Source organism: Bacillus tequilensis KCTC 13622 (genome assembly GCF_000507145.1).
GTDB lineage: Bacteria > Bacillota > Bacilli > Bacillales > Bacillaceae > Bacillus > Bacillus tequilensis.
This window is the reverse complement of sequence record NZ_AYTO01000041.1, coordinates 94,099-118,449: the sequence shown is the minus strand read 5'-3', so window position 1 is coordinate 118,449 and position 24,351 is coordinate 94,099. Positions and strand designations below refer to the sequence as shown.

Below are 24,351 nucleotides of genomic sequence, written 5' to 3'. Positions count from 1 at the left end.
TGTGATTGAATCATGATGAGGTGAATAAAATGAATTTCGGAAATGTGTCTACAGCGATGATTACACCTTTTGACAATAAAGGGAACGTAGACTTTCAAAAACTGTCTACACTGATTGATTACTTGTTGAAAAACGGAACGGATTCTTTAGTAGTGGCGGGAACAACCGGAGAGTCGCCAACTCTTTCGACTGAAGAAAAAATTGCGCTTTTTGAATATACGGTAAAAGAAGTAAACGGACGGGTGCCGGTGATTGCGGGTACTGGTAGCAACAACACGAAAGATTCGATTAAACTGACAAAAAAAGCTGAGGAAGCGGGCGTAGACGCGGTCATGCTCGTTACGCCATATTACAATAAACCTTCTCAAGAAGGAATGTACCAGCATTTTAAAGCAATTGCGGCAGAAACGTCTCTTCCGGTTATGCTTTATAATGTGCCGGGCCGTACGGTTGCTTCCCTTGCTCCTGAAACGACGATCCGTTTGGCGGCAGACATTCCGAACGTTGTTGCGATTAAAGAAGCGAGCGGAGACCTCGAGGCGATTACAAAAATTGTTGCGGAAACGCCGGAAGACTTCTCTGTTTATTCAGGGGATGACGCCCTGACGCTTCCTATTCTCTCAATCGGAGGAAGAGGGGTAGTATCTGTGGCGAGCCATATTGCAGGCTCTGATATGCAGCAAATGATCAAAAATTATACGAATGGGCAAACAGCTAATGCGGCACTGATTCATCAGAAACTGCTGCCGATTATGAAGGAACTGTTTAAAGCACCTAACCCTGCTCCTGTCAAAACAGCGCTTCAGCTGAAAGGCCTTGATGTCGGTTCAGTGCGTCTGCCTCTTGTCCCGTTAACCGAGGATGAACGTCTGAGCTTAAGCAGCACGATCAGCGAACTGTAAGAAAATTTCATACAGTGAAACAAACGCGGTCATTCTCACATTCAGCTGAGTTTGACCGTTTCTTATACATATTGGTTTTCCCTAAACCTTCTGCTTTATCTTGTTTTCTAAATTTACTTTCAGTTATAATAGGAACAAGTGATGATGGACGGGTATGAGACTAGGAGGATATAGATTTTGAAAAAGAAAAATACAGAAAACGTTAGAATTATCGCCCTTGGCGGTGTCGGAGAAATTGGGAAGAACCTTTATGTCATCGAAATTGACTCAGACATATTTGTCGTTGATGCCGGCCTTATGCATCCAGAAAACGAAATGCTCGGTATTGATGTGGTAATTCCCGACATATCATATTTGATTGAACGGGCTGATCGCGTCAAGGCAATCTTTTTAACGCACGGGCATGATGAAAATATCGGCGGTGTTTTTTACTTATTAAACAAGCTGTCCGTTCCGGTGTACGGAACAAAGCTGACGCTTGCGCTGTTAAGAGAAAAATTAAAACAATACGGACATAACCGAAAAACCGATTTAAGAGAAATTCACTCCAAATCTGTCATTACATTTGAATCGACAAAGGTATCGTTCTTTAGAACGATTCACAGTATTCCTGATTCTGTAGGTGTGAGCTTTAAAACATCACTTGGGTCTATTGTATGCACGGGAGACTTCAAATTTGACCAAACGCCTGCTCTAAATCAAACGTGTGACATTGGCGAAATCGCCAAGATCGGCAACAGCGGCGTGCTCGCCCTGCTTTCCGACAGTGCAAATGCGGAGCGCCCGGGTTATACACCTTCCGAAGCTGCTGTCAGCGGAGAAATTTCAGACGCGCTGTATAATTCAGATAATCGAGTGATTATTGCTGTTTTTGCATCTAATATTAACCGAATTCAGCAAGTCATTCATGCAGCGGCTCATAACGGCAGAAAGATTGCCGTTGCCGGAAAGAATCTTCAATCTGTCCTGCAGCTGGCAAGAAAGCTCGGGTATATTGAAGCAGACGATGAACTGTTTATTTCTGTACAGGATGTTAAGAAATATCCGAAGCGCGAAGTGGCCATTATTACAGCCGGCAGCCAAGGTGAACCGTTAGCTGCCTTGACAAGAATGGCAAACAAAGCCCACAAACAGCTGAACATCGAAGAAGGGGATACAGTCGTCATCGCGTCAACGCCAATCCCGGGGCAGGAGCTCATTTATTCTAGAACAGTAGATCTCCTTGCGAGAGCCGGTGCACAAGTCATCTTTGCCCAAAAGCGTGTCCATGTATCAGGCCACGGCTCACAGGAAGAGTTAAAACTGATGATCAATCTGCTTAAGCCAAAATATTTAATTCCTGTAAACGGCGAATACAGAATGCAAAAAGCGCATTCGAAAATCGCTGAAGAAACCGGCATGAAGCGCAGTGATATCTTCTTAATTGAAAAAGGAGACGTCGTTGAATTCCGCGGCCAAAACGTAAAAATCGGGGATAAAGTTCCTTACGGCAATATTTTAATTGATGGATTAGGTGTCGGTGATATCGGCAATATCGTATTGAGAGACCGCCGCTTGCTTTCGCAGGACGGAATTTTAATCGTAGTTATTACACTTGATAAACAAAAGAAACATCTCGTATCAGGACCAGAAATTATCACGCGCGGTTTTGTTTATGTTAGAGAGTCTGAAGGCCTTATCGTACAGGCTACAGAGCTTGTCCGTTCCATCGTGACAGAAGCGACTGAAACATCAAATGTTGAATGGTCAACGCTGAAGCAGGCAATGCGAGATGCTTTGAACCAATTCCTATATGAAAAAACGAAACGTAAACCGATGATCATCCCAATTATTATGGAAGTATAATATCTGACGAAAGACCGGAGCAGCTCCGGTCTTTATTTTTTTGCCTTTTTAGTCGGGATTGAATTGAGAATCTTTGTTCATAATACAAAGAGAAACTCGGAAAGGGTGAAAGCGAGATGGATTATCGTATGGAAAACACAGAAGAAGAGCGTCCTGCAAAAAATGATGCGAAAGACAGCATTATGAATAAAATACAGCAGCTTGGTGAAACGACGCTTCCGCAGCTGCCCCAAGATACCAATATTCATTGTCTGACCATTATCGGACAAATAGAAGGCCATGTTCAGCTTCCTCCGCAAAACAAAACAACTAAATATGAGCATGTCATCCCGCAGATTGTGGCAATTGAACAGAATCCCAAAATAGAAGGCCTGCTGATTATATTAAATACTGTCGGAGGAGATGTGGAAGCCGGTCTCGCAATAGCAGAAATGCTGGCATCTTTATCAAAACCGACTGTCTCGATCGTGCTTGGCGGAGGGCATTCCATCGGCGTTCCGATTGCCGTATCATGTGATTACAGCTATATTGCTGAAACAGCAACGATGACGATTCATCCCGTTCGGCTGACCGGTCTTGTAATCGGTGTGCCGCAAACGTTTGAATACCTGGATAAAATGCAAGAAAGAGTTGTTAAATTTGTGACAAGCCATTCCAACATCACCGAAGAGAAGTTTAAAGAGCTGATGTTTTCAAAAGGAAACTTAACACGCGATATCGGAACAAATGTAGTCGGTAAGGATGCAGTTGAATACGGACTGATTGATCACGCTGGCGGTGTCGGGCAGGCGATCAGCAAACTGAATGAGCTCATTGAGGAAGCGAGATCAGAAGAAGGGCGGATGATTCAATGATTCTGTATACCGTGATGCCGCAGGAAATTGTGTTTGCGGAACAGAACCAGGAGACAAGCGTACTACATGAGCAAATTGAATATAAAGGTGTACCGCTTCTTGTCGAGATGAAAGGCAATGAAGCGGAAGTTATTCAAATCATGAGCACAAATCCAATGCATTTTCTGCACCCGGACATTTCACCAGGGCAAAAACTGAAATTAAACGTATAAGAATCGACCCCTTTTTTAGGGGGAAAATATGCTATAATAGGGGAATCCTACAGAAAAAACGCAGCCTGTAAACGGCTGCTTTCTTCATTATGTATGAACTTACATTTTTTAACGCAGTAAGGTGATGAGTGTGGCAAAGAAAAAAAGAAAATCAAGAAAAAAACAGGCGAAACAACTCAATATAAAATACGAACTCAATGGATTGCTGTGTATAGCCATTTCAATTATCGCGATCCTGCAGCTGGGGGTAGTCGGACAAACTTTTATCTACTTGTTCCGCTTTTTTGCCGGAGAGTGGTTTATTTTATGCTTGTTAGGTTTATTGGTGTTAGGCGTCTCACTATTTTGGAAGAAGAAAACGCCAAGCCTTTTAACGAGACGAAAGGCCGGGTTGTACTGTATTATCGCAAGCATATTGCTGCTTTCTCACGTGCAGCTGTTTAAACATTTGGCGCACAAAGGGTCTATTGAGTCCGCAAGCGTGGTACGCAACACGTGGGAATTGTTTTTAATGGACATGAATGGCAGCTCCGCTTCACCAGATTTAGGCGGAGGAATGATCGGTGCACTGCTGTTTGCGGCTTCACACTTTTTGTTTGCGTCGACTGGTTCTCAGATTATGGCGATTGTCATGATTTTAATCGGAATGATTTTAATCACGGGGCGTTCTCTTCAAGAAACGCTGAAAAAGTGGATGAGCCCGATTGGCCGCTTTATAAAAGAACAATGGTTTGCATTTATTGATGATATGAAATCCGTCAAAACAAATATGAAACAATCGAAAAAAACGAAAACGCCAAGCAAAAAACAAAAACCGGTCCGCAAAAAACAGAAAACGGAAGAAGAGCTTTCTGATGAAGAGGAGGATTCGGAAGCGGTATCGCCTCTTATTCATTCAGAGCCGATTATCTCAAGCTTTTCAGATCGTAATGAAGAAGAGCCTTCAATCATTGAAAAGCGTCCCGAACCTGTATCAGAGCCGCTTCAGGACATCCAGCCTGAGCCAGGTGAACAGGAAACTGTTTCTGCCCCTCCTATGACCTTTACAGAGCTTGAAAATAAGGATTACGAGATGCCGTCACTGGATTTATTGGCAGATCCGAAGCATACCGGCCAGCAGGCTGATAAAAAGAATATTTATGAAAATGCAAGAAAGCTCGAACGCACCTTCCAAAGCTTTGGCGTAAAGGCGAAAGTCACACAGGTTCATCTCGGGCCGGCCGTCACAAAATATGAAGTGTATCCTGATGTAGGAGTGAAGGTTAGCAAAATTGTCAATTTAAGCGATGACCTAGCGCTTGCACTTGCTGCGAAGGATATCAGGATCGAAGCGCCTATACCAGGTAAATCAGCAATCGGAATCGAGGTTCCAAATGCAGAAGTGGCAATGGTATCGCTGAAGGAAGTGCTCGAGTCGAAATTAAATGACAGACCTGATGCGAAGCTGTTAATTGGGCTCGGCCGCAATATTTCAGGTGAAGCTGTGCTGGCTGAGTTAAACAAGATGCCCCACCTTTTGGTCGCAGGCGCAACCGGAAGCGGGAAAAGCGTTTGTGTCAACGGCATTATTACAAGTATTTTGATGCGCGCGAAGCCGCATGAAGTGAAAATGATGATGATTGATCCTAAAATGGTAGAGCTGAATGTCTACAACGGGATTCCGCATTTGCTTGCTCCCGTCGTAACCGATCCAAAAAAAGCGTCACAGGCTTTAAAAAAGGTTGTCAATGAAATGGAGCGGCGGTACGAATTATTTTCACATACAGGCACAAGAAATATTGAAGGATACAATGATTATATAAAACGCGCTAACAGTGAAGAAGGAGCGAAACAGCCAGAGCTGCCATATATTGTTGTGATTGTGGACGAGCTTGCGGACCTCATGATGGTCGCTTCATCTGATGTGGAAGATTCGATTACGAGATTGTCTCAAATGGCACGGGCTGCCGGCATTCACCTCATTATTGCGACACAGAGGCCGTCGGTTGATGTTATCACAGGGGTCATCAAAGCGAATATTCCGTCACGGATCGCGTTCAGCGTATCTTCACAGACGGATTCAAGAACCATTCTTGACATGGGCGGCGCTGAGAAGCTGCTCGGCCGAGGCGATATGCTGTTTTTGCCTGTTGGAGCTAATAAACCTGTCCGCGTACAGGGCGCATTTTTGTCTGATGATGAAGTCGAGAAGATAGTCGACCATGTGATTACGCAGCAGAAAGCGCAATATCAGGAAGAAATGATTCCTGAGGAGACAACGGAAACTCATTCCGAGGTGACGGATGATCTATATGATGAAGCTGTTGAATTAATCGTCGGCATGCAGACGGCATCCGTTTCAATGCTGCAAAGAAGATTCAGAATCGGTTATACGAGAGCGGCGCGCCTGATTGATGCCATGGAGGAACGGGGCGTTGTCGGACCGTATGAAGGCAGCAAACCTAGGGAAGTCTTATTATCAAAAGAAAAATATGATGAGCTCTCTTCTTAATGAAGGGAGTTCAGTTTTCAATAACAACATTATGTAAACTAATAAGCTGACTATTTATTTTTTCGACAAAACATGATATAGTTGTCCCAATTGTTCAATAATTTTTATCGAAAGTGGTTTACGGAGGGGAAACATGTCTACAAAAGCTGATAATCGGCACTTGTATTTAAAAGTGATTGAACGAATTAAAGAGGATATCAAAAATGGCATCTACACTGAGAAGGAAAAGCTGCCTTCTGAATTTGAGCTATCTAAAAAGCTTGGGGTCAGCAGAGCGACGCTAAGAGAAGCTTTGCGGATATTAGAAGAAGAGCATGTGATTATCAGAAGGCATGGTGTAGGCACTTTTGTCCATTCTAAGCCGTTATTTCTTTCGGGCATTGAACAGCTGAACAGTGTAACGAAGATGATAGAGCAGGCAAATATGACGCCCGGAACCATTTTTCTATCTTCACAAGTGCTTATGCCGTCTGAAGATGATACGGCAAGATTTCATCTGGCAGAGGGGCAGGAACTTTTTTACCTCGAACGAGTCAGGACTGCTGACGGACAGCCGATTGTATATTGTATAGACAAAATTCCGATGAATATTTTGCCGAATTCTTTTTCTCATCAGCAAGAATCTATGTTTGATTTGCTTGAGAAAAATTCAGGCTCTGTGATCAGCTATGCCGTGACTGATATTGAACCAATCGGCTATCATGATACCATTTCTCCAGTGCTGGAATGCGATCCGGAAACAGCTCTTTTGCTGTTGAAACAAACCCATTACGATCAGCACGATAAACCGGTGCTTTACTCATTAAATTATTTTAGAGCGGATAAATTCAGATTTCATGTTTTGCGTAAACGATTCTAAAACGGGCGCTGTAATGTGTCTGTTTTTTTATTTGCCCTGATTCATGTTTCTTTGTACATACTTTTACTCCGGTTGAGGCAACATATAAGCGATGACAAGAAAGTGAATGGGTGAAAAAGTTGAGAGAGAAAAATGGAATGAAAAATATTATTGCATTGTCTTCCGTACCGCTTGTGATGACACTGGGGAACTCCATGCTGATACCTGTTCTTCCGATGATGGAGAAAAAGCTGTCAGTGACTTCATTTCAGGTGTCTTTAATCATTACTGTATATTCAGTAGTAGCGATTATTTGCATTCCGATTGCCGGATATTTGTCGGATCGATTCGGGAGAAAAAAAATATTGCTTCCATGCCTACTCATTGCAGGATTAGGTGGGTTGGTGGCCGCTTTTGCCTCAACCTATATGAAAAATCCCTACGCTATGATTTTGGCGGGACGGGTTCTTCAAGGCATCGGCTCTGCGGGGGCGGCTCCTATCGTCATGCCGTTTATCGGCGATTTGTTTCAAGGAGACGATGAAAAGGTTAGCGCCGGTCTTGGGGATATTGAAACAGCTAACACGTCAGGAAAGGTTCTGAGTCCCATACTTGGCGCCTTGCTTGCTACCTGGTACTGGTTTGTTCCGTTTTGGTTTATTCCGTTTTTCTGTTTGATCAGCTTTTTCCTCGTGCTGTTTCTGGTGGCCAAGCCTGAAGAAGATGAGGATGCGCCAGCGGTTTCTGAATTTATCAAAAGTGTGCGGAAAATCTTTAAACAGGATGGGCGCTGGCTTTACACGGTTTTTATTATCGGGTGTGTGATTATGTTTTTGTTATTTGGCGTATTATTTTATTTGTCAGATACGCTGGAGAACAAGTATGCCATTGACGGAGTGGCTAAAGGCGGATTACTGGCAATTCCACTGTTGTTTTTGTCAACCAGTTCATTTATAGCCGGCAAAAAAATCGGTAAAGATAAAATTCGAATGAAATTTTGCGTTGTTACAGGAATGATTCTGTTAACCCTATCATTTATTGCCTTGTGGTGGAACCACAGTTTTTATTTTTTATTTATCTTTTTAAGCTTTGGCGGGATCGGGATTGGGATGGCTCTTCCTGCTTTAGATGCACTGATAACCGAGGGGATTGAAAGTGAGCAGTGCGGGACCATTTCCTCCTTTTACAATAGCATGCGCTTTATAGGGGTGGCTCTCGGTCCTCCTGTGTTTGCGGCATTAATGTCTCATGCAAACTGGCTGATTTTCATACTATCGTCGTTTTGCAGCATTATCGCTTTATTTTTAGTGCTTTTTACTGTGGATGCTAAAAAAAGTGAAGAGGAAGAAAAAAATGTAGAGACGGTCTAGCCAACCGTCTTTTTTGCTGTGATTTAGCGAACAGCCGCGTCCAACCTGTCAGACGAAGGTTATTGTTTCCTTATAAATCCTACAGTTGCTATAATTACATGAAAGAGTGTTTCTGCGGATGCTGAAAATTGGTCATAATACATACTAATAAGAAATGAACGAAGGAGGTTCCATATGTCATATGTAAATGAAATCAAAACAAAGCACGGCGGTTTAACCGCACACATTGTCAAAACAGAAAAATTCAAAACCGTCTCGCTTATTTTTAAAATGCTTGCGCCGTTGACAAAGGACCAAGTCACCAAAAGAGCGCTGCTTCCGCATGTGCTTCTTCGCGGAACAAAAAGCCATCCGAAAACTGCAGAGTTGCGTTCTTATTTAGATGAACTGTACGGCACGTCCGTTTCTGCGGATCTTTCGAAAAAAGGAGAGCGGCACGTCATTACGTTCAGGCTGGAAATCCCGAATGAAAAATATTTAAAAGATCAAACGCCGCTACTTGAAAAAGGGCTGCAGCTTCTCGCAGAAATCATCTTTTCACCTGCTCTGGAGGGAGGCGCTTTTCAATCACAATATGTGGCACAGGAAAAACGGACGCTTAAGCAAAGAATTCAAGCGGTCTATGATGACAAAATGCGCTACTCGAATTTAAGGCTGATACAGGAAATGTGCAAAAATGAGCCTTACGCGCTCCATGTCAACGGTCAAATTGACGATGTCGACGCCATTACCGCCGATCAATTATATGAAACATACCAAAGGGCGATCCAAAAAGATCAGCTTGACCTTTATGTCGTTGGCGATGTAGACAGCAATCAAGTGCAAAGGGCAATCGGCAAGTATTTCCAAACAGAAGAGCGCACCGTGGGTACGATTGAATCCAATCATGCTGAACGAAATGCCCAGCCTAAAGAAGTGGTTGATGAAGAAGATGTCAAACAAGGAAAGCTGAATATCGGCTACCGCACCAGCATCACTTACACGGATCACGATTATCCTGCTCTGCAGGTGTTTAACGGACTGTTTGGCGGGTTCTCTCATTCCAAGCTTTTCATCAATGTTCGGGAAAAAGCCAGTCTTGCTTACTACGCCGCTTCGCGTATAGAAAGTTTTAAAGGCTTGTTAATGGTGATGTCAGGAATTGAAGTGAAAAATTACGAACAGGCCGTTTCTATCATAGCTGAGCAATTTCAGGCAATGAAAAACGGTGACTTCAGTGAGCAGGACATCGCTCAGACAAAGGCCGTCATTCGCAATCAAGTGCTGGAAACCATTGATACTGCATACGGTTTATCTGAATTTTTATATCAGCAGGCCGCTGCCCAAGTCGATATTTCTATTGAAGACTTTCTTGCCAATATTGAGCAGGTCACAAAAGAGGATATCGTGAAAGCAGGCGAAAAAATCCAGCTTGATACGACTTATTTCTTAAAAGGGACGGAGGGTGCATCTTGATCAAACCAATCAAATATGAACAGCTTCAGGAGACGCTGTACCATGAAAAAATGCCAAATGGGCTTGACGTTTACGTTTTGCCGAAAAAAGGCTTCAACAAGACATATGCGGTCTTTACAACAAAGTACGGCTCTATAGACAACCGGTTTGTCCCTTTAGAAAAAAATGAGATGGTACACGTGCCTGATGGGATCGCTCATTTTCTTGAGCATAAGCTGTTTGAAAAAGCGGACGGAGACGTTTTTCAAGATTTCAGCAAACAAGGCGCTTCTGCCAATGCCTTTACGTCATTTACAAGAACCGCTTATCTTTTTTCAAGCACATCAAATGTTGAACGGAATTTAGAGACGCTCATCGATTTTGTACAGGATCCGTATTTTACCGAAAAAACGGTTGAAAAAGAAAAGGGGATTATCGGACAGGAGATTAACATGTATGACGACAATCCCGATTGGAGGCTTTATTTCGGGGTCATTGAAAACATGTACAAGGAACATCCTGTCAGAATTGACATAGCGGGCACAGTGGAAAGCATTTCACATATTACAAAAGACCTTCTTTATGAGTGCTATGAAACGTTTTATCACCCGAGCAACATGCTCCTCTTCATTGTCGGCCCTGTAGATCCTGAAGCGATCATTTCTCAGGTAAGAGAAAATCAGGAGAAAAAGCCGTATACTGATCAGCCGGAGATTAAACGTGAAGAAGTGAAAGAGCAAGAAGCGGTTTTCAGAAAAGAAAAAGAGATTAAAATGAACGTGCAGGGACCGAAATGCCTTGTCGGGCTGAAATCAAAGAACCCGTTTAGATTAGGCAAAGAGCTGTTAAAACATGAACTTTCAATGAATTTATTGCTTGAGTCTTTATTCGGCAAAAGCTCAGCCCAGTACGAATCACTTTATGAAAAAGGGTATATTGACGAAACGTTCAGCTTTGATTTTACTGCTGAATACGGCTTCGGTTTTGCGGCGATCGGCGGTGATACGCCGGAGCCTGATCAATTGGCTGAAAACATTTCAAGCATGCTTTTGCGCGCCGGTGAACTGATTACTGCCGAAAAGATTGAACTTGCCAGAAAGAAAAAAATTGGTGCATTCTTAAAAGCGCTGAATTCACCCGAATACATTGCCAATCAATTTACCCGCTATGCTTTCTTGGATATGAGCCTGTTTGAAGTCGTAACGGTTCTTGAGCAAATTACGCTCGAGGATGTCCAGAAAGTCATAAAAGAGGAAATTGCTGCTGACAGACTGACTGTCTGCAAGGTTGTTCCTAAATCATAAACAAAACATCCCTCCAGTGTGAGGGGTGTTTTTTGCGGAAAGAAGGAAAGAGGATGAACAAAACGGCACTAATCACCGGAGCGAGCGGCGGCATCGGCCAAAGCATAAGCAAAACCCTTGCGGCAGAGGGATACAATCTGCTGCTGCATTACAATACAAATCAAAACGCGGCAGCAGAGCTTGCTGAAAAACTGAGAGAGATGTTTAGCGTGCATGCTGAGATATTGCAAGCCGATCTGTCCGCGCCAGAAGGAGCAGATCAGCTGACAAGTTCAATTAGTCAGCCGTTAGATGCGATTGTTTTAAATAGCGGCAGAAGCCATTTTGGGCTGATTACGGATGTGGATAATGCAACGGTTCAGGAAATGGTCCAGCTTCATGTGGCGAGCCCGTATATGCTGACGAGAAACCTTCTACCAAGCATGATTCGGAATAAATCAGGAGCAATTGTGGCTGTCAGCTCGATTTGGGGAGAGACTGGAGCATCTTGTGAAGTGTTATACAGCATGGCAAAGGGAGCGCAGCACTCGTTTGTAAAAGGGCTGGCTAAAGAGCTTGCGCCAAGCGGAATCAGAGTAAACGCCGTAGCGCCGGGCGCGGTTGATACGAATATGATGAATCAATTTTCCTTGTCTGAAAAAGAAGAGATCGCTGATGATATTCCGATCGGCCGGCTGGCCCGGCCGCAAGAAATTGCCGATGCAGCTGCGTTTCTCCTATCTGAAAAAGCGTCATATATCACTGGTCAAATTTTGTCGGTCAATGGCGGCTGGCACTGCTGATCCGAAAATAATCAGTGTATAGTTTCTTTTGTGAAGGACACAATAATCTTGTAACTTCACATGAAATGGAGGAAACAAGCATGTCAGTATTAGAAAACTGGGATAGCTGGAAAAACTTCCTTGGCGATCGTCTGAACTATGCACAAGATAAAGGGATGAGCCAGGATACGATTACAGATCTTGCGACAGAAATCGGCAGCTACTTAGCTAGTGAAGTGGAATCTAAGAACGAGCAGGAAAAAGTGCTGGCAGATCTTTGGAGCGTAGCATCAAAAGATGAACAGCAAGCTATTGCCAATATGATGGTTAAGCTTGTTGAAAATAACAGCACTCACTAGGAAGAGAGGGGATTTTTCCTCTCTTTTTTATGTTTTCCACATCACAGCAACATTCTTCTTTCTAATTAGAGAAAAATGCTTTATGATAAAGGAAGGTAAAATTTTGCCACAATGAAGGGGGTATATCATTTGGCAAAGCTCGAATGGTATTTTGAATATGAAATTCAAGTGAACCGCCCCGGACTGCTCGGGGATATTTCATCTCTTCTTGGGATGCTTTCAATTAATATCGTAACGATAAACGGCGTCGATCTTTCCAGAAGAGGAATGCTTCTCAGGTGCCGCCATATAGATCAAATTAAACGATTAGAATCAATCTTAAAAACGATGGAAACAATTAAAGTAACGAAGCTGAGAGAACCGAGGCTTCGCGACCGTCTTGCCGTACGCCACGGCCGTTATATTCAACGTGACGCCGATGACAAGAAAACGTTTCGCTTTGAACGGGACGAGCTTGGATTATTAGTCGATTTTATGGCCGAACTGTTCAAAAAAGAAGGTCATAAATTAATCGGAATCCGTGGAATGCCGCGTGTCGGAAAAACGGAATCGATTGTGGCCTCCAGCGTGTGTGCAAGCAAAAGGTGGCTGTTTGTGTCATCGACCTTGCTGAAGCAGACGATAAGAAGCCAGCTGATTGCCGATGAATACAGCACTGAAAATGTCTTTATCGTTGACGGAATTGTGTCAACACGAAGAGGGTCAGAACGCCATCTTCAGCTTGTCAGAGAAATTATGAGGCTGCCTGCGACAAAAGTGGTGGAGCATCCGGACATATTCGTTCAAAATACAGAGTATACACTAGATGACTTTGATTATATTATTGAACTGAGAAATGACCCAGATGAGGTTATTACATATGAACATGCCGAGGAACCCCAAATGTTTGATCAATCCGGGTTTTCAAGCTTTGATTTTTAAAATTGGAAGGTGTTTGTTGTGACTGAACTAGGAATCCGGCTCAAAGAAGCCAGAGAGGAAAAAGCAATGTCATTGGATGATCTCCAAGCGGCAACAAAGATTCAAAAAAGGTATTTAACCGCCTTGGAGGAAGGAAACTATGACATTATTCCGGGGAAGTTTTATGTTCGGGCATTCATCAAGCAATATGCAGAAGCCGTCGGGCTTGATGCGGATCAGCTGTTTGAGGAGCATAAAAAAGATATCCCGAATACGTATCATGACGATGTGTCTGAAAAGATCTCCGGCATGAATCTTCAAAAAGAAATGCCAAAGCCAGCATCTAAGGCGCTGGAACTGCTGCCAACCATACTTGTAATTCTTGGCGTGATTGTCGTCATTGCGATTGTGTACGCAATCATTCAGTTTGCGAATCATAAAAACAGCGATGATCACAATGCGGCATCTCAAAAATCAATTACGCAAAGTGAAAGCAAGTACGAAATCCCTAAAGATTCAACGCTAAAAGAGAATCAGAATAACAGCTCTGAAAAAGAGACGGACACTAAAAAAGAAACAAAAAAAGATAAAAAAGAAGAAAACGACAGTGATAAGCTGGAAATTAAAGCGGCTGGCACTGAAGGATCGCTAACGACTTATGAAGTGTCCGGCACTGATAAAATCGAGCTTGAACTGAAGGCTCTAGACAGCTCTTGGATTCGAGTGCGTGATGAAAACAGCAGCTCGTTAAAAGAGGGAACTCTGAAAAAAGACGAAACCTACAAAAAAGACATAACTGATCAGAAACAAGTTGACATCCGCACTGGATATGCACCTAATCTGAAAATAAAAATCAACGGTAAAGTTCTATCATATGAACTTGATCCGAAAAAAGTGATGGCACAAACGATAAAGATTGTAAATAAAAAGGAAGAAAAGTCATCTTGATTACCAGATGACTTTTCTTCACGTCCGAGTATAAAATTGGAGGGGTTTTATGTTTAACTTACCAAATAAAATCACACTAGCAAGAATCGCATTAATCCCAATCTTCATGATCATCATGCTGGCGCCGTTTGACTGGGGCAGACTCGAATTTGGAGACGAATCGATTCCAGTCGCGCACCTGGCTGGAGCCATTCTTTTTATTATTGCATCCACAACAGACTGGGTGGACGGGTATTATGCCCGAAAACTGAATCTCGTGACAAACTTCGGGAAATTTCTTGATCCGCTTGCGGACAAACTGCTTGTATCCGCAGCGCTAATTATTCTTGTTCAATTTGATCTTGCTCCAGCCTGGATGGTCATTGTGATTATCAGCCGGGAGTTTGCCGTGACAGGTTTAAGGCTTGTCTTAGCCGGAACAGGAGAAGTCGTGGCTGCTAATATGCTTGGTAAAATTAAAACCTGGGCGCAAATTATTGCGGTTTCAGCATTGCTTCTTCATAACCTTCCGTTTGAGCTCGTGTCATTCCCGTTCGCTGACTTAGCGCTGTGGGTAGCTGTATTTTTCACTGTTGTCTCAGGGTGGGAATATTTCTCTAAAAACTGGGAAGCGCTAAAAACATCTAACTAAGAAAGAAGGACTAACGTCATGGAATTTCCAAAGAAAGCTGAAATTATTGCAGTCGGTTCAGAGCTGTTACTCGGCCAGATCGCCAATACAAATGCTCAATTTATTAGTAAAGAGCTGGCTGAAATCGGCGTGAACGTATTTTATCATACAGCAGTCGGAGATAACCCGGAGCGGTTGAAGCAGGTTATCCGCATCGCTGAAGAACGCTCTGACTTCATTATTTTTTCAGGAGGTCTCGGGCCGACAAAAGATGATCTGACGAAAGAAACGATTGCAAATGCGCTCGGACGTCCGCTTGCGTTAAATGATGAGGCATTCCAATCCATAGAAGATTATTTCAAACGAACAAAACGCACGATGTCGCCTAATAACCGAAAACAGGCGCTTGTGATCGAAGGATCTGATGTATTGGCGAATCACTTTGGAATGGCACCGGGAATGCTCATCGAGCATGAATCCCGTTTTTATATGCTTCTCCCTGGACCGCCAAGCGAATTGCGTCCAATGTTTGAAAACGAGGCAAAGCCTCTTCTACTGAAAAAGATGGGCTCAAATGAAAAAATTGTATCAACCGTTCTTCGCTTTTTCGGTATCGGTGAATCTCAGCTTGAAGCTGATTTGGAAGATATTATTGATGCGCAAACCAACCCGACAATCGCTCCTTTGGCGGCCGATGGAGAGGTGACGCTGCGTCTGACAGCCAAGCATGCTGACGAAAAGGAAACAGAGCGCCTGTTGAAAGAAACAGAGGCCGTTATCTTAGAACGTGTCGGTGAATTTTTCTATGGATACGACGATACTTCTCTTGTAAAAGAGCTCTCTAAAGCATGTAAGGAAAAAGGCATTACGATTTCCGCGGCGGAAAGCTTTACCGGCGGGCTGTTTTCTGAATGGCTGACAGATCTTAGCGGTGCTTCAACATTATTTGCCGGCGGTGTGGTTTGCTATACAAACGACGTAAAGCAGAACGTGCTGGGTGTCAAGAAGGAAACATTAGATCGATTTGGCGCGGTCAGCAAGGAGTGCGCATCAGAGCTGGCAAAGGGCGTTCAAAAGCTCACGGGCAGCGATATCGGCATCAGCTTTACCGGTGTAGCAGGACCTGATACTCAAGAAGGGCATGAACCTGGGCATGTGTTTATCGGCATTGCAGCAAATGGAAAAGAAGAGGTTCACGAGTTTCACTTTGCGGGTTCCAGAACGGGAATCAGAAAACGCGGCGCTAAATACGGCTGTCATTTAATCTTGAAGCTTTTAGAGCAAAAATAATATTTTCAGCACAGGATCCTCCTAAAAAAACGTGATTTCTCTGATGCATTATGATATTTTGATAGAAATCACGCCAAGAAAAATCCGAATATGCGTTCGCTTTTTTCTTGGCAAATCCCTTCAAACAGGGTATAGTATATGTAGTGGTAACATAAAGGAGGAAAAAATAGAATGAGTGATCGTCAGGCAGCCTTAGATATGGCTCTTAAACAAATAGAAAAACAGTTCGGCAAAGGTTCCATTATGAAACTGGGAGAAAAGACAGATACAAGAATTTCTACTGTCCCAAGCGGCTCCCTCGCTCTTGATACGGCACTGGGAATTGGCGGATATCCGCGCGGGCGGATTATTGAAGTATACGGTCCTGAAAGTTCAGGTAAAACAACTGTGGCGCTTCATGCGATTGCTGAGGTTCAGCAGCAGGGCGGACAAGCTGCGTTTATCGATGCGGAACATGCGTTAGATCCGGTATACGCGCAAAAGCTCGGTGTCAACATCGAAGAGCTTTTACTGTCTCAGCCTGACACAGGCGAGCAGGCGCTTGAAATCGCGGAAGCGTTGGTTCGAAGCGGTGCAGTTGACATTGTTGTTATCGACTCTGTGGCGGCTCTCGTTCCGAAAGCGGAAATTGAAGGCGACATGGGAGATTCACATGTCGGTTTACAAGCGCGCTTAATGTCTCAAGCGCTCCGAAAGCTTTCAGGGGCCATTAACAAATCGAAGACAATCGCGATTTTCATCAACCAAATTCGTGAAAAAGTAGGCGTTATGTTCGGGAACCCGGAAACAACTCCTGGCGGCCGTGCGCTGAAATTCTACTCTTCCGTACGTCTTGAAGTGCGCCGTGCTGAACAGCTGAAACAAGGCAACGACGTAATGGGGAACAAAACGAAAATCAAAGTCGTGAAAAACAAGGTGGCTCCGCCGTTCCGTACAGCCGAGGTTGACATTATGTATGGAGAAGGAATTTCAAAAGAAGGCGAAATCATTGATCTTGGAACTGAACTTGATATCGTGCAAAAAAGCGGTTCATGGTACTCTTATGAAGAAGAGCGTCTTGGCCAAGGCCGTGAAAATGCAAAGCAATTCTTGAAAGAAAATAAAGATATCATGCTGATGATCCAGGAGCAAATTCGCGAACATTACGGTTTGGACAATCATGGAGCAGTGCAGAAGCAAGCTGAAGATGCACAAGAAGAACTCGAATTTGAAGAATAAAAATAAAATAAGTTTGAAATGATACAAAAGGCTGAGTGTAAAACTCAGCCTTTTTGTATTTTAAAAAAAAACGATAAAAATATTGCTTTGATTAACAACTTTTTCAGTGTTTTATTCGTCTAACAAAACGTGTGCAAAATGGAATTTATTTCGGGAGGAAAAAATGAATGACAAGCCCAACCCGCAGAAGAACTGCGAAACGCAGACGGAAAAAACTAAATAATAGAGCCAAACTTTTGCTTGGTCTTATCGCAGTAATGATTTGCTTTATGATTTGGAATGCGCTTCAGCGAGATAGTGAAGAGAACAAGCCGTCTCAAGCAACTGCAGCAGCCACAGGTACCGATCAGAAAAAAGCGGTCAAAAAGAAAAAAGCTGAAAAAACAGATAAACAAATCAAAACAGTGGACCGTAATCAAAAAATAAGCAATTATTTAAAAGAGATCGGATTCAGCGGAACAGCCGTGATTGTCAGAAATGGAGAAGTCATAACAAATAAAGGGTTTGGGTATGCAGATCGTAAACAGCACATTCAAAATAATCCGTTGACATCTTACTATGTCGGTTCATCACAAAAAGCGCTGATCGCAACCGCTATTTTACAGCTTGAGGAAAAAGGGAAACTGCAGACAAGTGATCCGGTAAGTACGTATTTACCTAATTTTCCTAACGGACAAACGATTACTTTGAAAAATCTGCTTACACATACATCGGGAATAAACGGACATATTGAAGGAAACGGCGCAATTACACCGGACGATTTAATAAAAGACATAGAACGACAGGGAATCAAACGTCAGCCAGGCGTGTGGGACTATAAAGACTCCAACTATTCTGTTCTCGCTTATATCGTTGCTGAAGTAAGCGGCGAGTCCTATGAACAATACATAACGAATCATATTTTTAAACCGGCCGGAATGACGCATGCAGGCTTTTACAAAACGTATGATAAAGAACCCTATTCTGCTGTCGGTTATAAGCTGAATAGCGGCAAAACGGTTACACCGTATATACCCGATCTATCTCAGCTGTATGGAGCCGGTGATATTTATATGAGCGCTATAGATATGTATAAGTTCGACCGAGCGCTGATAGACGGCAAACTCTATTCGCAAAAAAGCTACGAAAAGATGTTTACGCCGGGGAGTAGCTCCACATACGGCATGGGATTTTATGTTGCTCCCGGAAGCTATTCAAACCATGGCGTCATGCCGGGCTTTAATATCTTGAACAGCTTTAGCAAATCTGGACAAACCGTTGTTATTTTGTTCTCAAACATTCAAAATAATGCTAAATTGGGCCAAGTGAACAATAAAATATACCAGCTTCTGAATCAAGAATGATCGGTGATCTTCTTTTGAAGGATTCATTCGGCACGTTAAAAGATAGCCGGTCTGTAAACGTTAAGATGGCAAGCTTGACAAGTATTTCCGACACATTTACAATGAAGTTGTAACATTTGTTTTTTTAACATGATTGTTAAACCATTTAAACTTGACAAGGGCGATGAAAAAACTCATTCCCTGTGAAGGTTCTGTATGTTGAGAAAACTAGACAATGTACATGCCGACACTTATTTAAGCAACAACCAAGTTCATAGCAAGAGGAGGTGAAAGTATGACCCCAATTATGATGGTTCTCATCTCCATTTTGCTGATTCTACTCGGTTTAGTTGTTGGCTACTTTGTTCGTAAAACCATTGCCGAAGCGAAAATTGCGGGCGCACGCGGTGCAGCCGAGCAAATTCTTGAAGATGCAAAGCGTGATGCTGAAGCACTGAAAAAAGAAGCTCTGCTTGAAGCAAAGGATGAAATCCACAAACTTCGAATAGATGCTGAACAGGAAGTTCGTGAAAGACGAAATGAGCTTCAAAAACAAGAAAACCGTTTACTCCAGAAGGAGGAAAACCTTGATCGTAAACATGAGGGGATCGATAAACGGGAAGCGATGTTGGAGAAGAAAGATCATTCTCTGAATGAACGACAACAACATATTGAAGAGATGGAAAGCAAAGTGGATGAGATGATTCGTATGCAGCAGTCAGAGTTGGAACGAATTTCGAGTCTGACTCGTGATGAAGCAAAACAAATCATTCTTGAGCGGGTTGAAAACGAGCTTTCACATGACATCGCCATCATGACAAAAGAAACTGAAAACCGTGCGAAAGAAGAGGCGGATAAAAAAGCGAAAAACATTCTTTCACTCGCCTTACAGCGCTGCGCAGCCGACCACGTTGCCGAAACAACGGTATCAGTTGTCAATCTTCCAAATGATGAGATGAAAGGGCGTATCATTGGACGTGAAGGGCGTAATATTCGTACGCTTGAAACGCTGACAGGAATTGACCTGATTATTGATGATACACCTGAAGCTGTCATTCTTTCCGGATTTGATCCGATCAGACGTGAGACAGCAAGGATTGCTCTTGATAAACTCGTTCAGGATGGCCGTATTCATCCGGCACGGATTGAAGAAATGGTAGAAAAATCTCGCCGCGAGGTCGATGACTATATTCGTGAGATGGGTGAGCAAACGACATTTGAGGTTGGCGTTCACGGCCTCCACCCAGATCTCATCAAGATCCTCGGCCGCTTAAAGTTCCGTACAAGCTACGGTCAAAATGTGCTTAAGCATTCCATGGAAGTCGCATTCTTGGCCGGTCTAATGGCATCGGAACTTGGAGAAGACGCAAAGCTTGCTAAACGTGCGGGCCTTCTTCACGACATTGGGAAAGCAATTGACCATGAAGTAGAAGGAAGCCACGTTGAAATCGGGGTAGAGCTTGCAACCAAATATAAAGAGCACCCAGTCGTGATTAACAGTATTGCATCACACCACGGAGATGAGGAGCCGACTTCTATCATTGCTGTGCTGGTAGCGGCAGCAGATGCGCTTTCCGCTGCAAGACCTGGCGCAAGAAGTGAGACGCTCGAGAATTATATTCGAAGACTCGAAAAGCTCGAAGAAATTTCTGAGTCCTACGAAGGTGTGGAAAAATCATTTGCCATCCAGGCTGGACGCGAAGTGCGTATTATGGTGAAGCCGGATTCAATTAATGATCTTGAGGCTCATCGACTGGCGCGAGATATCCGTAAGCGAATTGAGGACGAGCTCGATTATCCAGGTCATATTAAAGTGACAGTAATCAGAGAAACTCGAGCCGTAGAGTATGCAAAATAAAGTGATGCGCTAAGCATCACTTTATTTTTTTGACGGCTAAGGAATTTTCAAGAAGAAAGGATTTACTAAATGAGAATTTTATTTATCGGAGATGTTGTCGGTTCACCGGGACGTGACATGGTAAAAGAATATGTACCAAAGCTAAAAACAAAATATAAACCTCACTTTACCATTATTAATGGTGAAAATGCTGCACATGGAAAAGGCCTGACAGAAAAAATTTATCACGGTTTTATCCAAGCTGGCGCAGATGCAATCACGATGGGGAACCATACATGGGACAAAAAAGAAATTTTCGATTTTATAGATGACGTTCCGAGCTTGGTTCGTCCCGCAAACTTTCCTGAGGGTACACCGGGTAAAGGGATGACTTATGTGAAAGCAAACGGAAAAGAACTTGCCGTTATGAACTTACAGGGCCGTACGTTTTTACCGCCGCTTGATGATCCGTTTTTAAAAGCGGATGAATTGATTGCCGAAGCTGCGAAAAGAACACCGTACATTTTTATCGACTTCCATGCAGAAGCGACAAGTGAAAAGCTTGCACTCGGCTGGTACACGGATGGACGGGCATCGGCTGTAGTCGGTACTCATACACACGTGCAAACAGCGGATAACCGCATTTTACCGAAGGGTACAGCATATATTACCGATGTAGGAATGACTGGCCCATATGACGGTATACTGGGAATGGACAGAGAGACGATTATTAGGCGCTTCAAAACGAACCTTCCAGTTCGTTTTACTGTCGCTGAAGGAAAAACAACACTGAGCGGAGTTGTCATTGACATTGACGATCAAACGAAAAAAGCCGTTAAAATCGAACGTATTTTAATCAATGATGACCACATGTTCTTTGAATAATTGAACAGATGGTTATTTTATAAAAATATTAAAAAGAAAAGCAGGAATATAGCAACTTCTTAGTGAATATAGTAAAAATGGAAGGTAGCCCGCTATTTTTGAAAAGCATTGTGGGGATGGCTTTTTGGATAGCAACATCTAATAATGATTGTTCTAATGAACACTCACTTATCCATTGTAAAACTAGGGGGGAGCAGAAATGGAAATCTTAAAAGTTTCAGCAAAATCGAGTCCAAATTCAGTGGCAGGTGCGCTTGCAGGCGTGTTAAGAGAGCGAGGGGCCGCCGAGATTCAAGCAATTGGGGCGGGTGCATTAAACCAGGCTGTAAAAGCAGTGGCGATTGCCAGAGGATTTGTGGCGCCAAGCGGCGTTGATTTGATTTGTATTCCGGCTTTTACTGATATTCAAATCGATGGGGAAGAAAGAACCGCGATTAAATTAATCGTGGAGCCTCGCTAAAAAACAAATAAAGCATTCTCAACCTGTTTGCATGATGCAAACAGGTTGTTTTTCATTTGTTGTGATATTTTCTTCCGATAATATTTTTGATGCATAAATGGGCGAATATACAATATCAGACATGGGCTGAATGTTTGAGAAAAAAATTCCGCCCATTTTTTAAGACGGATACTAATGTCTTCCTGATAAAGACACTGATGTTTACGCTTATTCCATATCATGGTACAATCCGAATATAACAAGAATCTTTCAAGGAGGATTGTACATGCAGAGTGGAAAGATGAAAGCTCTACTGAAAAAGGACGGGACGTTCGGTGCTGTGCTGACTGAAGTTCCCATTCCTGAGATCGATAAACATGAAGTCCTCATAAGAGTGAAAGCCGCTTCCATATGCGGTACGGATGTGCACATATATAATTGGGATCAATGGGCACGCCAGAGAATCACAACACCCTATGTTTTCGGCCATGAGTTCAGCGGCATTGTTGAAGCTGTGGGAGAGAATGCCGGCAGTGTAAAAGTGGGGGAGTATGTTTCGGCTGAAACCCATATTGTCTGCGGCGAATGTGCCCCTTGCCTATCCGGAAAATCTCATGTTTGTACCAATACAGCTATTATCGGGGTGGACACGGCAGGCTGTTTTGCGGAGTATGTAAAAGTTCCAGCTGAAAACGTGTGGAAGAATCCCGCCGATATGGACCCGTCAATTGCTTCCATTCAAGAGCCTTTAGGAAATGCGGTTCACACAGTGCTCGAGAGTCAGCCAGCAGGAGGAACGACTGCTATCATCGGATGCGGGCCGATTGGTCTTATGGCTGTTGCGGTTGCAAAAGCAGCAGGTGCTTCTCAGGTGATAGCGATTGATAAAAACGAATACAGGTTGGCGCTAGCCAAACAAATGGGAGCTTCATGTACTGTTTCTGTTGAAAAAGAAGATTCGCTCCAAATTGTAAGCGCTTTAACGGGTGGAGAAGGCGCCGATCTTGTTTGTGAGATGTCTGGCCATCCCTCAGCGATTGCCCAAGGCCTTGCGATGGCTGCGAATGGCGGAAGATTTCATATTCTCAGCTTGCCGGAACACCCGGTGACAATTGACTTAACGAATAAAGTGGTATTTAAAGGACTTACGATCCAAGGAATCACAGGAAGAAAAATGTTTTCAACCTGGCGGCAGGTGTCTCAATTGCTCAGTTCAAACGTGCTCGATCTTTCACCTGTTATTACTCATCAGTTTCCGTTAGAGGAATTTGAGAAAGGATTCGAGCTGATGAGAAGCGGCCAGTGCGGAAAAGTGATTTTCATTCCATAAAAGGGGGATAACCATGATGAAAGAATTTGAGTTTTTAAAAGCAGAGCTTGATAGGATGAAAGAAAATCATACATGGCAAGAGATCAAACAGCTTGAATCAATGCAGGGCCCTTCTGTCACAGTGAATCACAAAAACGTCATTCAGCTTTCTTCGAATAATTACCTCGGTTTTACTTCACATCCAAGACTCATCAAAGCCGCAGAGGAGGCCGTACAGCAATTTGGTGCAGGCACCGGATCAGTGAGAACGATTGCCGGTACATTTACAATGCATCAAGAGCTCGAGAAAAAGCTGGCGGCCTTTAAAAAAACGGAGGCGGCACTTGTATTTCAATCAGGGTTCACAACAAACCAAGGCGTACTCTCAAGCATCCTGACAAAAGAAGATATTGTCATCTCAGATGAATTAAATCATGCCTCTATTATTGACGGAATCAGACTGACAAAGGCAGATAAAAAGGTGTATCAGCACGTCGATATGAGTGATTTAGAGAGGGTGCTGAGAAAGTCAATGAATTACCGGATGCGTCTGATTGTGACAGACGGCGTATTTTCCATGGACGGCAATATAGCTCCTTTGCCTGATATTGTAGAGCTCGCTGAGACATATGATGCATTTGTGATGGTGGATGACGCTCATGCATCGGGAGTGCTTGGTGAAAACGGCCGGGGAACGGTGAATCACTTCGGTCTGGATGGCAGAGTCCATATTCAGGTCGGAACGCTGAGCAAGGCAATCGGAGTGCTCGGCGGCTATGCTGCCGGTTCAAGGGTGCTGATCGATTACTTGCGCCATAAGGGCCGTCCGTTTTTATTCAGCACGTCCCATCCGCCAGCTGTGACCGCAGCTTGTATGGAAGCGATTGATGTCTTGCTGGAAGAGCCGGAGCATATGGAGCGCTTGTGGAAGAATACGGCTTATTTTAAATCAATGCTTGTGAAAATTGGTCTGACTCTCACGCAGAGCGAAACGCCGATTCTTCCTATTTTAATAGGTGATGAAGGGGCGGCAAATGCATTTTCTGATCAGCTCCTTTCGCGAGGCGTATTTGCGCAAAGCATCGTATTCCCGACTGTTGCAAAGGGGAAAGCGAGAATTCGCACAATTATTACCGCTGAGCACAGCAAAGAAGAACTGGATCAGGCGCTTGACGTCATCGAAAAGACGGCTAAGGAGCTCCAGCTATTGTAAGAGGAAGAGA

General features: G+C 43.5%; 22 protein-coding genes. All 22 read left to right on the top strand.

Annotated features, from left to right (window positions below; genetic code table 11):
- Positions 1-29 precede the first annotated feature (29 nt).
- The 22 genes from dapA to V756_RS0118600 all read left to right on the top strand — a co-directional run bounded on the left by dapA (position 30) and on the right by V756_RS0118600 (position 24,341).
- On the top strand, positions 30-902 hold the full coding sequence (dapA, locus tag V756_RS0118710) for a 4-hydroxy-tetrahydrodipicolinate synthase (RefSeq protein ID WP_024716007.1): 873 nt from the start codon (positions 30-32) through the stop codon (positions 900-902).
- 177 nt (positions 903-1,079) lie between these two features.
- Positions 1,080-2,747 carry a ribonuclease J2 gene (gene rnjB / locus V756_RS0118705; protein WP_024716006.1) on the top strand — a complete coding sequence of 556 codons (1,668 nt, stop codon included), beginning with the start codon at positions 1,080-1,082 and terminating at the stop codon, positions 2,745-2,747.
- A gap of 116 nt (positions 2,748-2,863) precedes the next feature.
- Complete coding sequence (tepA, locus tag V756_RS0118700) at positions 2,864-3,601, top strand: translocation-enhancing protein TepA (protein WP_024716005.1); 738 nt, start codon at positions 2,864-2,866, stop codon at positions 3,599-3,601.
- On the top strand, positions 3,598-3,813 hold the full coding sequence (locus tag V756_RS0118695) for a YlzJ-like family protein (RefSeq protein WP_024716004.1): 216 nt from the start codon (positions 3,598-3,600) through the stop codon (positions 3,811-3,813). The genes tepA and V756_RS0118695 overlap by 4 nt, the downstream gene beginning before the upstream one ends.
- 130 nt (positions 3,814-3,943) lie before the next feature.
- Positions 3,944-6,304 (top strand): DNA translocase SpoIIIE, encoded by a 2,361-nt coding sequence (gene spoIIIE / locus V756_RS0118690; protein ID WP_024716003.1) that lies wholly within the window; start codon positions 3,944-3,946, stop codon positions 6,302-6,304.
- Between the two features lie 133 nt (positions 6,305-6,437).
- Complete coding sequence (locus V756_RS0118685) at positions 6,438-7,163, top strand: GntR family transcriptional regulator (protein ID WP_024716002.1); 726 nt, start codon at positions 6,438-6,440, stop codon at positions 7,161-7,163.
- 137 nt (positions 7,164-7,300) lie between these two features.
- Positions 7,301-8,512, top strand: coding sequence for a bacillibactin exporter BcbE (gene bcbE / locus V756_RS0118680; protein WP_032682208.1), 1,212 nt, complete (start codon positions 7,301-7,303; stop codon positions 8,510-8,512).
- A 174-nt stretch (positions 8,513-8,686) separates the two neighbouring features.
- Positions 8,687-9,967 (top strand): EF-P 5-aminopentanol modification-associated protein YfmF, encoded by a 1,281-nt coding sequence (gene yfmF, locus V756_RS0118675; RefSeq protein WP_024716000.1) that lies wholly within the window; start codon positions 8,687-8,689, stop codon positions 9,965-9,967.
- Positions 9,964-11,250 carry an EF-P 5-aminopentanol modification-associated protein YfmH gene (yfmH, locus tag V756_RS0118670; RefSeq protein ID WP_024715999.1) on the top strand — a complete coding sequence of 429 codons (1,287 nt, stop codon included), beginning with the start codon at positions 9,964-9,966 and terminating at the stop codon, positions 11,248-11,250. Before yfmF ends, yfmH begins: the two co-directional genes overlap by 4 nt.
- Before the next feature lie 53 nt (positions 11,251-11,303).
- Positions 11,304-12,032, top strand: coding sequence for an elongation factor P 5-aminopentanone reductase (ymfI, locus tag V756_RS0118665; protein ID WP_024715998.1), 729 nt, complete (start codon positions 11,304-11,306; stop codon positions 12,030-12,032).
- Positions 12,033-12,112: 80 nt separating this feature from the next.
- Positions 12,113-12,370, top strand: a complete 258-nt coding sequence (locus V756_RS0118660) for a DUF3243 domain-containing protein (protein WP_024715997.1) — start codon at positions 12,113-12,115, stop codon at positions 12,368-12,370.
- 129 nt (positions 12,371-12,499) lie between these two features.
- Complete coding sequence (locus V756_RS0118655) at positions 12,500-13,291, top strand: DUF3388 domain-containing protein (protein ID WP_003220998.1); 792 nt, start codon at positions 12,500-12,502, stop codon at positions 13,289-13,291.
- 18 nt (positions 13,292-13,309) lie between these two features.
- Entirely contained in the window at positions 13,310-14,218 is a 909-nt protein-coding gene (gene rodZ, locus V756_RS0118650) for a cell shape determination protein RodZ (protein ID WP_024715996.1), read from the top strand.
- A 49-nt stretch (positions 14,219-14,267) separates the two neighbouring features.
- On the top strand, positions 14,268-14,849 hold the full coding sequence (gene pgsA, locus V756_RS0118645) for a CDP-diacylglycerol--glycerol-3-phosphate 3-phosphatidyltransferase (RefSeq protein ID WP_003238444.1): 582 nt from the start codon (positions 14,268-14,270) through the stop codon (positions 14,847-14,849).
- A gap of 18 nt (positions 14,850-14,867) precedes the next feature.
- Entirely contained in the window at positions 14,868-16,118 is a 1,251-nt protein-coding gene (locus tag V756_RS0118640; protein ID WP_024715995.1) for a competence/damage-inducible protein A, read from the top strand.
- A gap of 171 nt (positions 16,119-16,289) precedes the next feature.
- Positions 16,290-17,336: a recombinase RecA gene (recA, locus tag V756_RS0118635; RefSeq protein WP_024715994.1), complete on the top strand. Its 1,047-nt coding sequence runs from the start codon at positions 16,290-16,292 to the stop codon at positions 17,334-17,336.
- Positions 17,337-17,503: 167 nt separating this feature from the next.
- The gene (locus V756_RS0118630) at positions 17,504-18,679 is read left to right on the top strand and encodes a serine hydrolase domain-containing protein (RefSeq protein WP_024715993.1); all 1,176 of its coding nucleotides are present in this window, start codon (positions 17,504-17,506) and stop codon (positions 18,677-18,679) included.
- Positions 18,680-18,953: 274 nt separating this feature from the next.
- The gene (gene rny / locus V756_RS0118625) at positions 18,954-20,516 is read left to right on the top strand and encodes a ribonuclease Y (RefSeq protein WP_003221010.1); all 1,563 of its coding nucleotides are present in this window, start codon (positions 18,954-18,956) and stop codon (positions 20,514-20,516) included.
- Between the two features lie 69 nt (positions 20,517-20,585).
- Entirely contained in the window at positions 20,586-21,380 is a 795-nt protein-coding gene (ymdB, locus tag V756_RS0118620; RefSeq protein ID WP_024715992.1) for a 2',3'-cyclic-nucleotide 2'-phosphodiesterase, read from the top strand.
- Between the two features lie 199 nt (positions 21,381-21,579).
- Positions 21,580-21,840: a stage V sporulation protein SpoVS gene (gene spoVS / locus V756_RS0118615; RefSeq protein ID WP_003154135.1), complete on the top strand. Its 261-nt coding sequence runs from the start codon at positions 21,580-21,582 to the stop codon at positions 21,838-21,840.
- Positions 21,841-22,105: 265 nt separating this feature from the next.
- On the top strand, positions 22,106-23,149 hold the full coding sequence (tdh, locus tag V756_RS0118605) for an L-threonine 3-dehydrogenase (RefSeq protein ID WP_024715991.1): 1,044 nt from the start codon (positions 22,106-22,108) through the stop codon (positions 23,147-23,149).
- A 13-nt stretch (positions 23,150-23,162) separates the two neighbouring features.
- Positions 23,163-24,341, top strand: coding sequence for a glycine C-acetyltransferase (locus tag V756_RS0118600; RefSeq protein WP_024715990.1), 1,179 nt, complete (start codon positions 23,163-23,165; stop codon positions 24,339-24,341).
- Positions 24,342-24,351 lie beyond the last annotated feature (10 nt).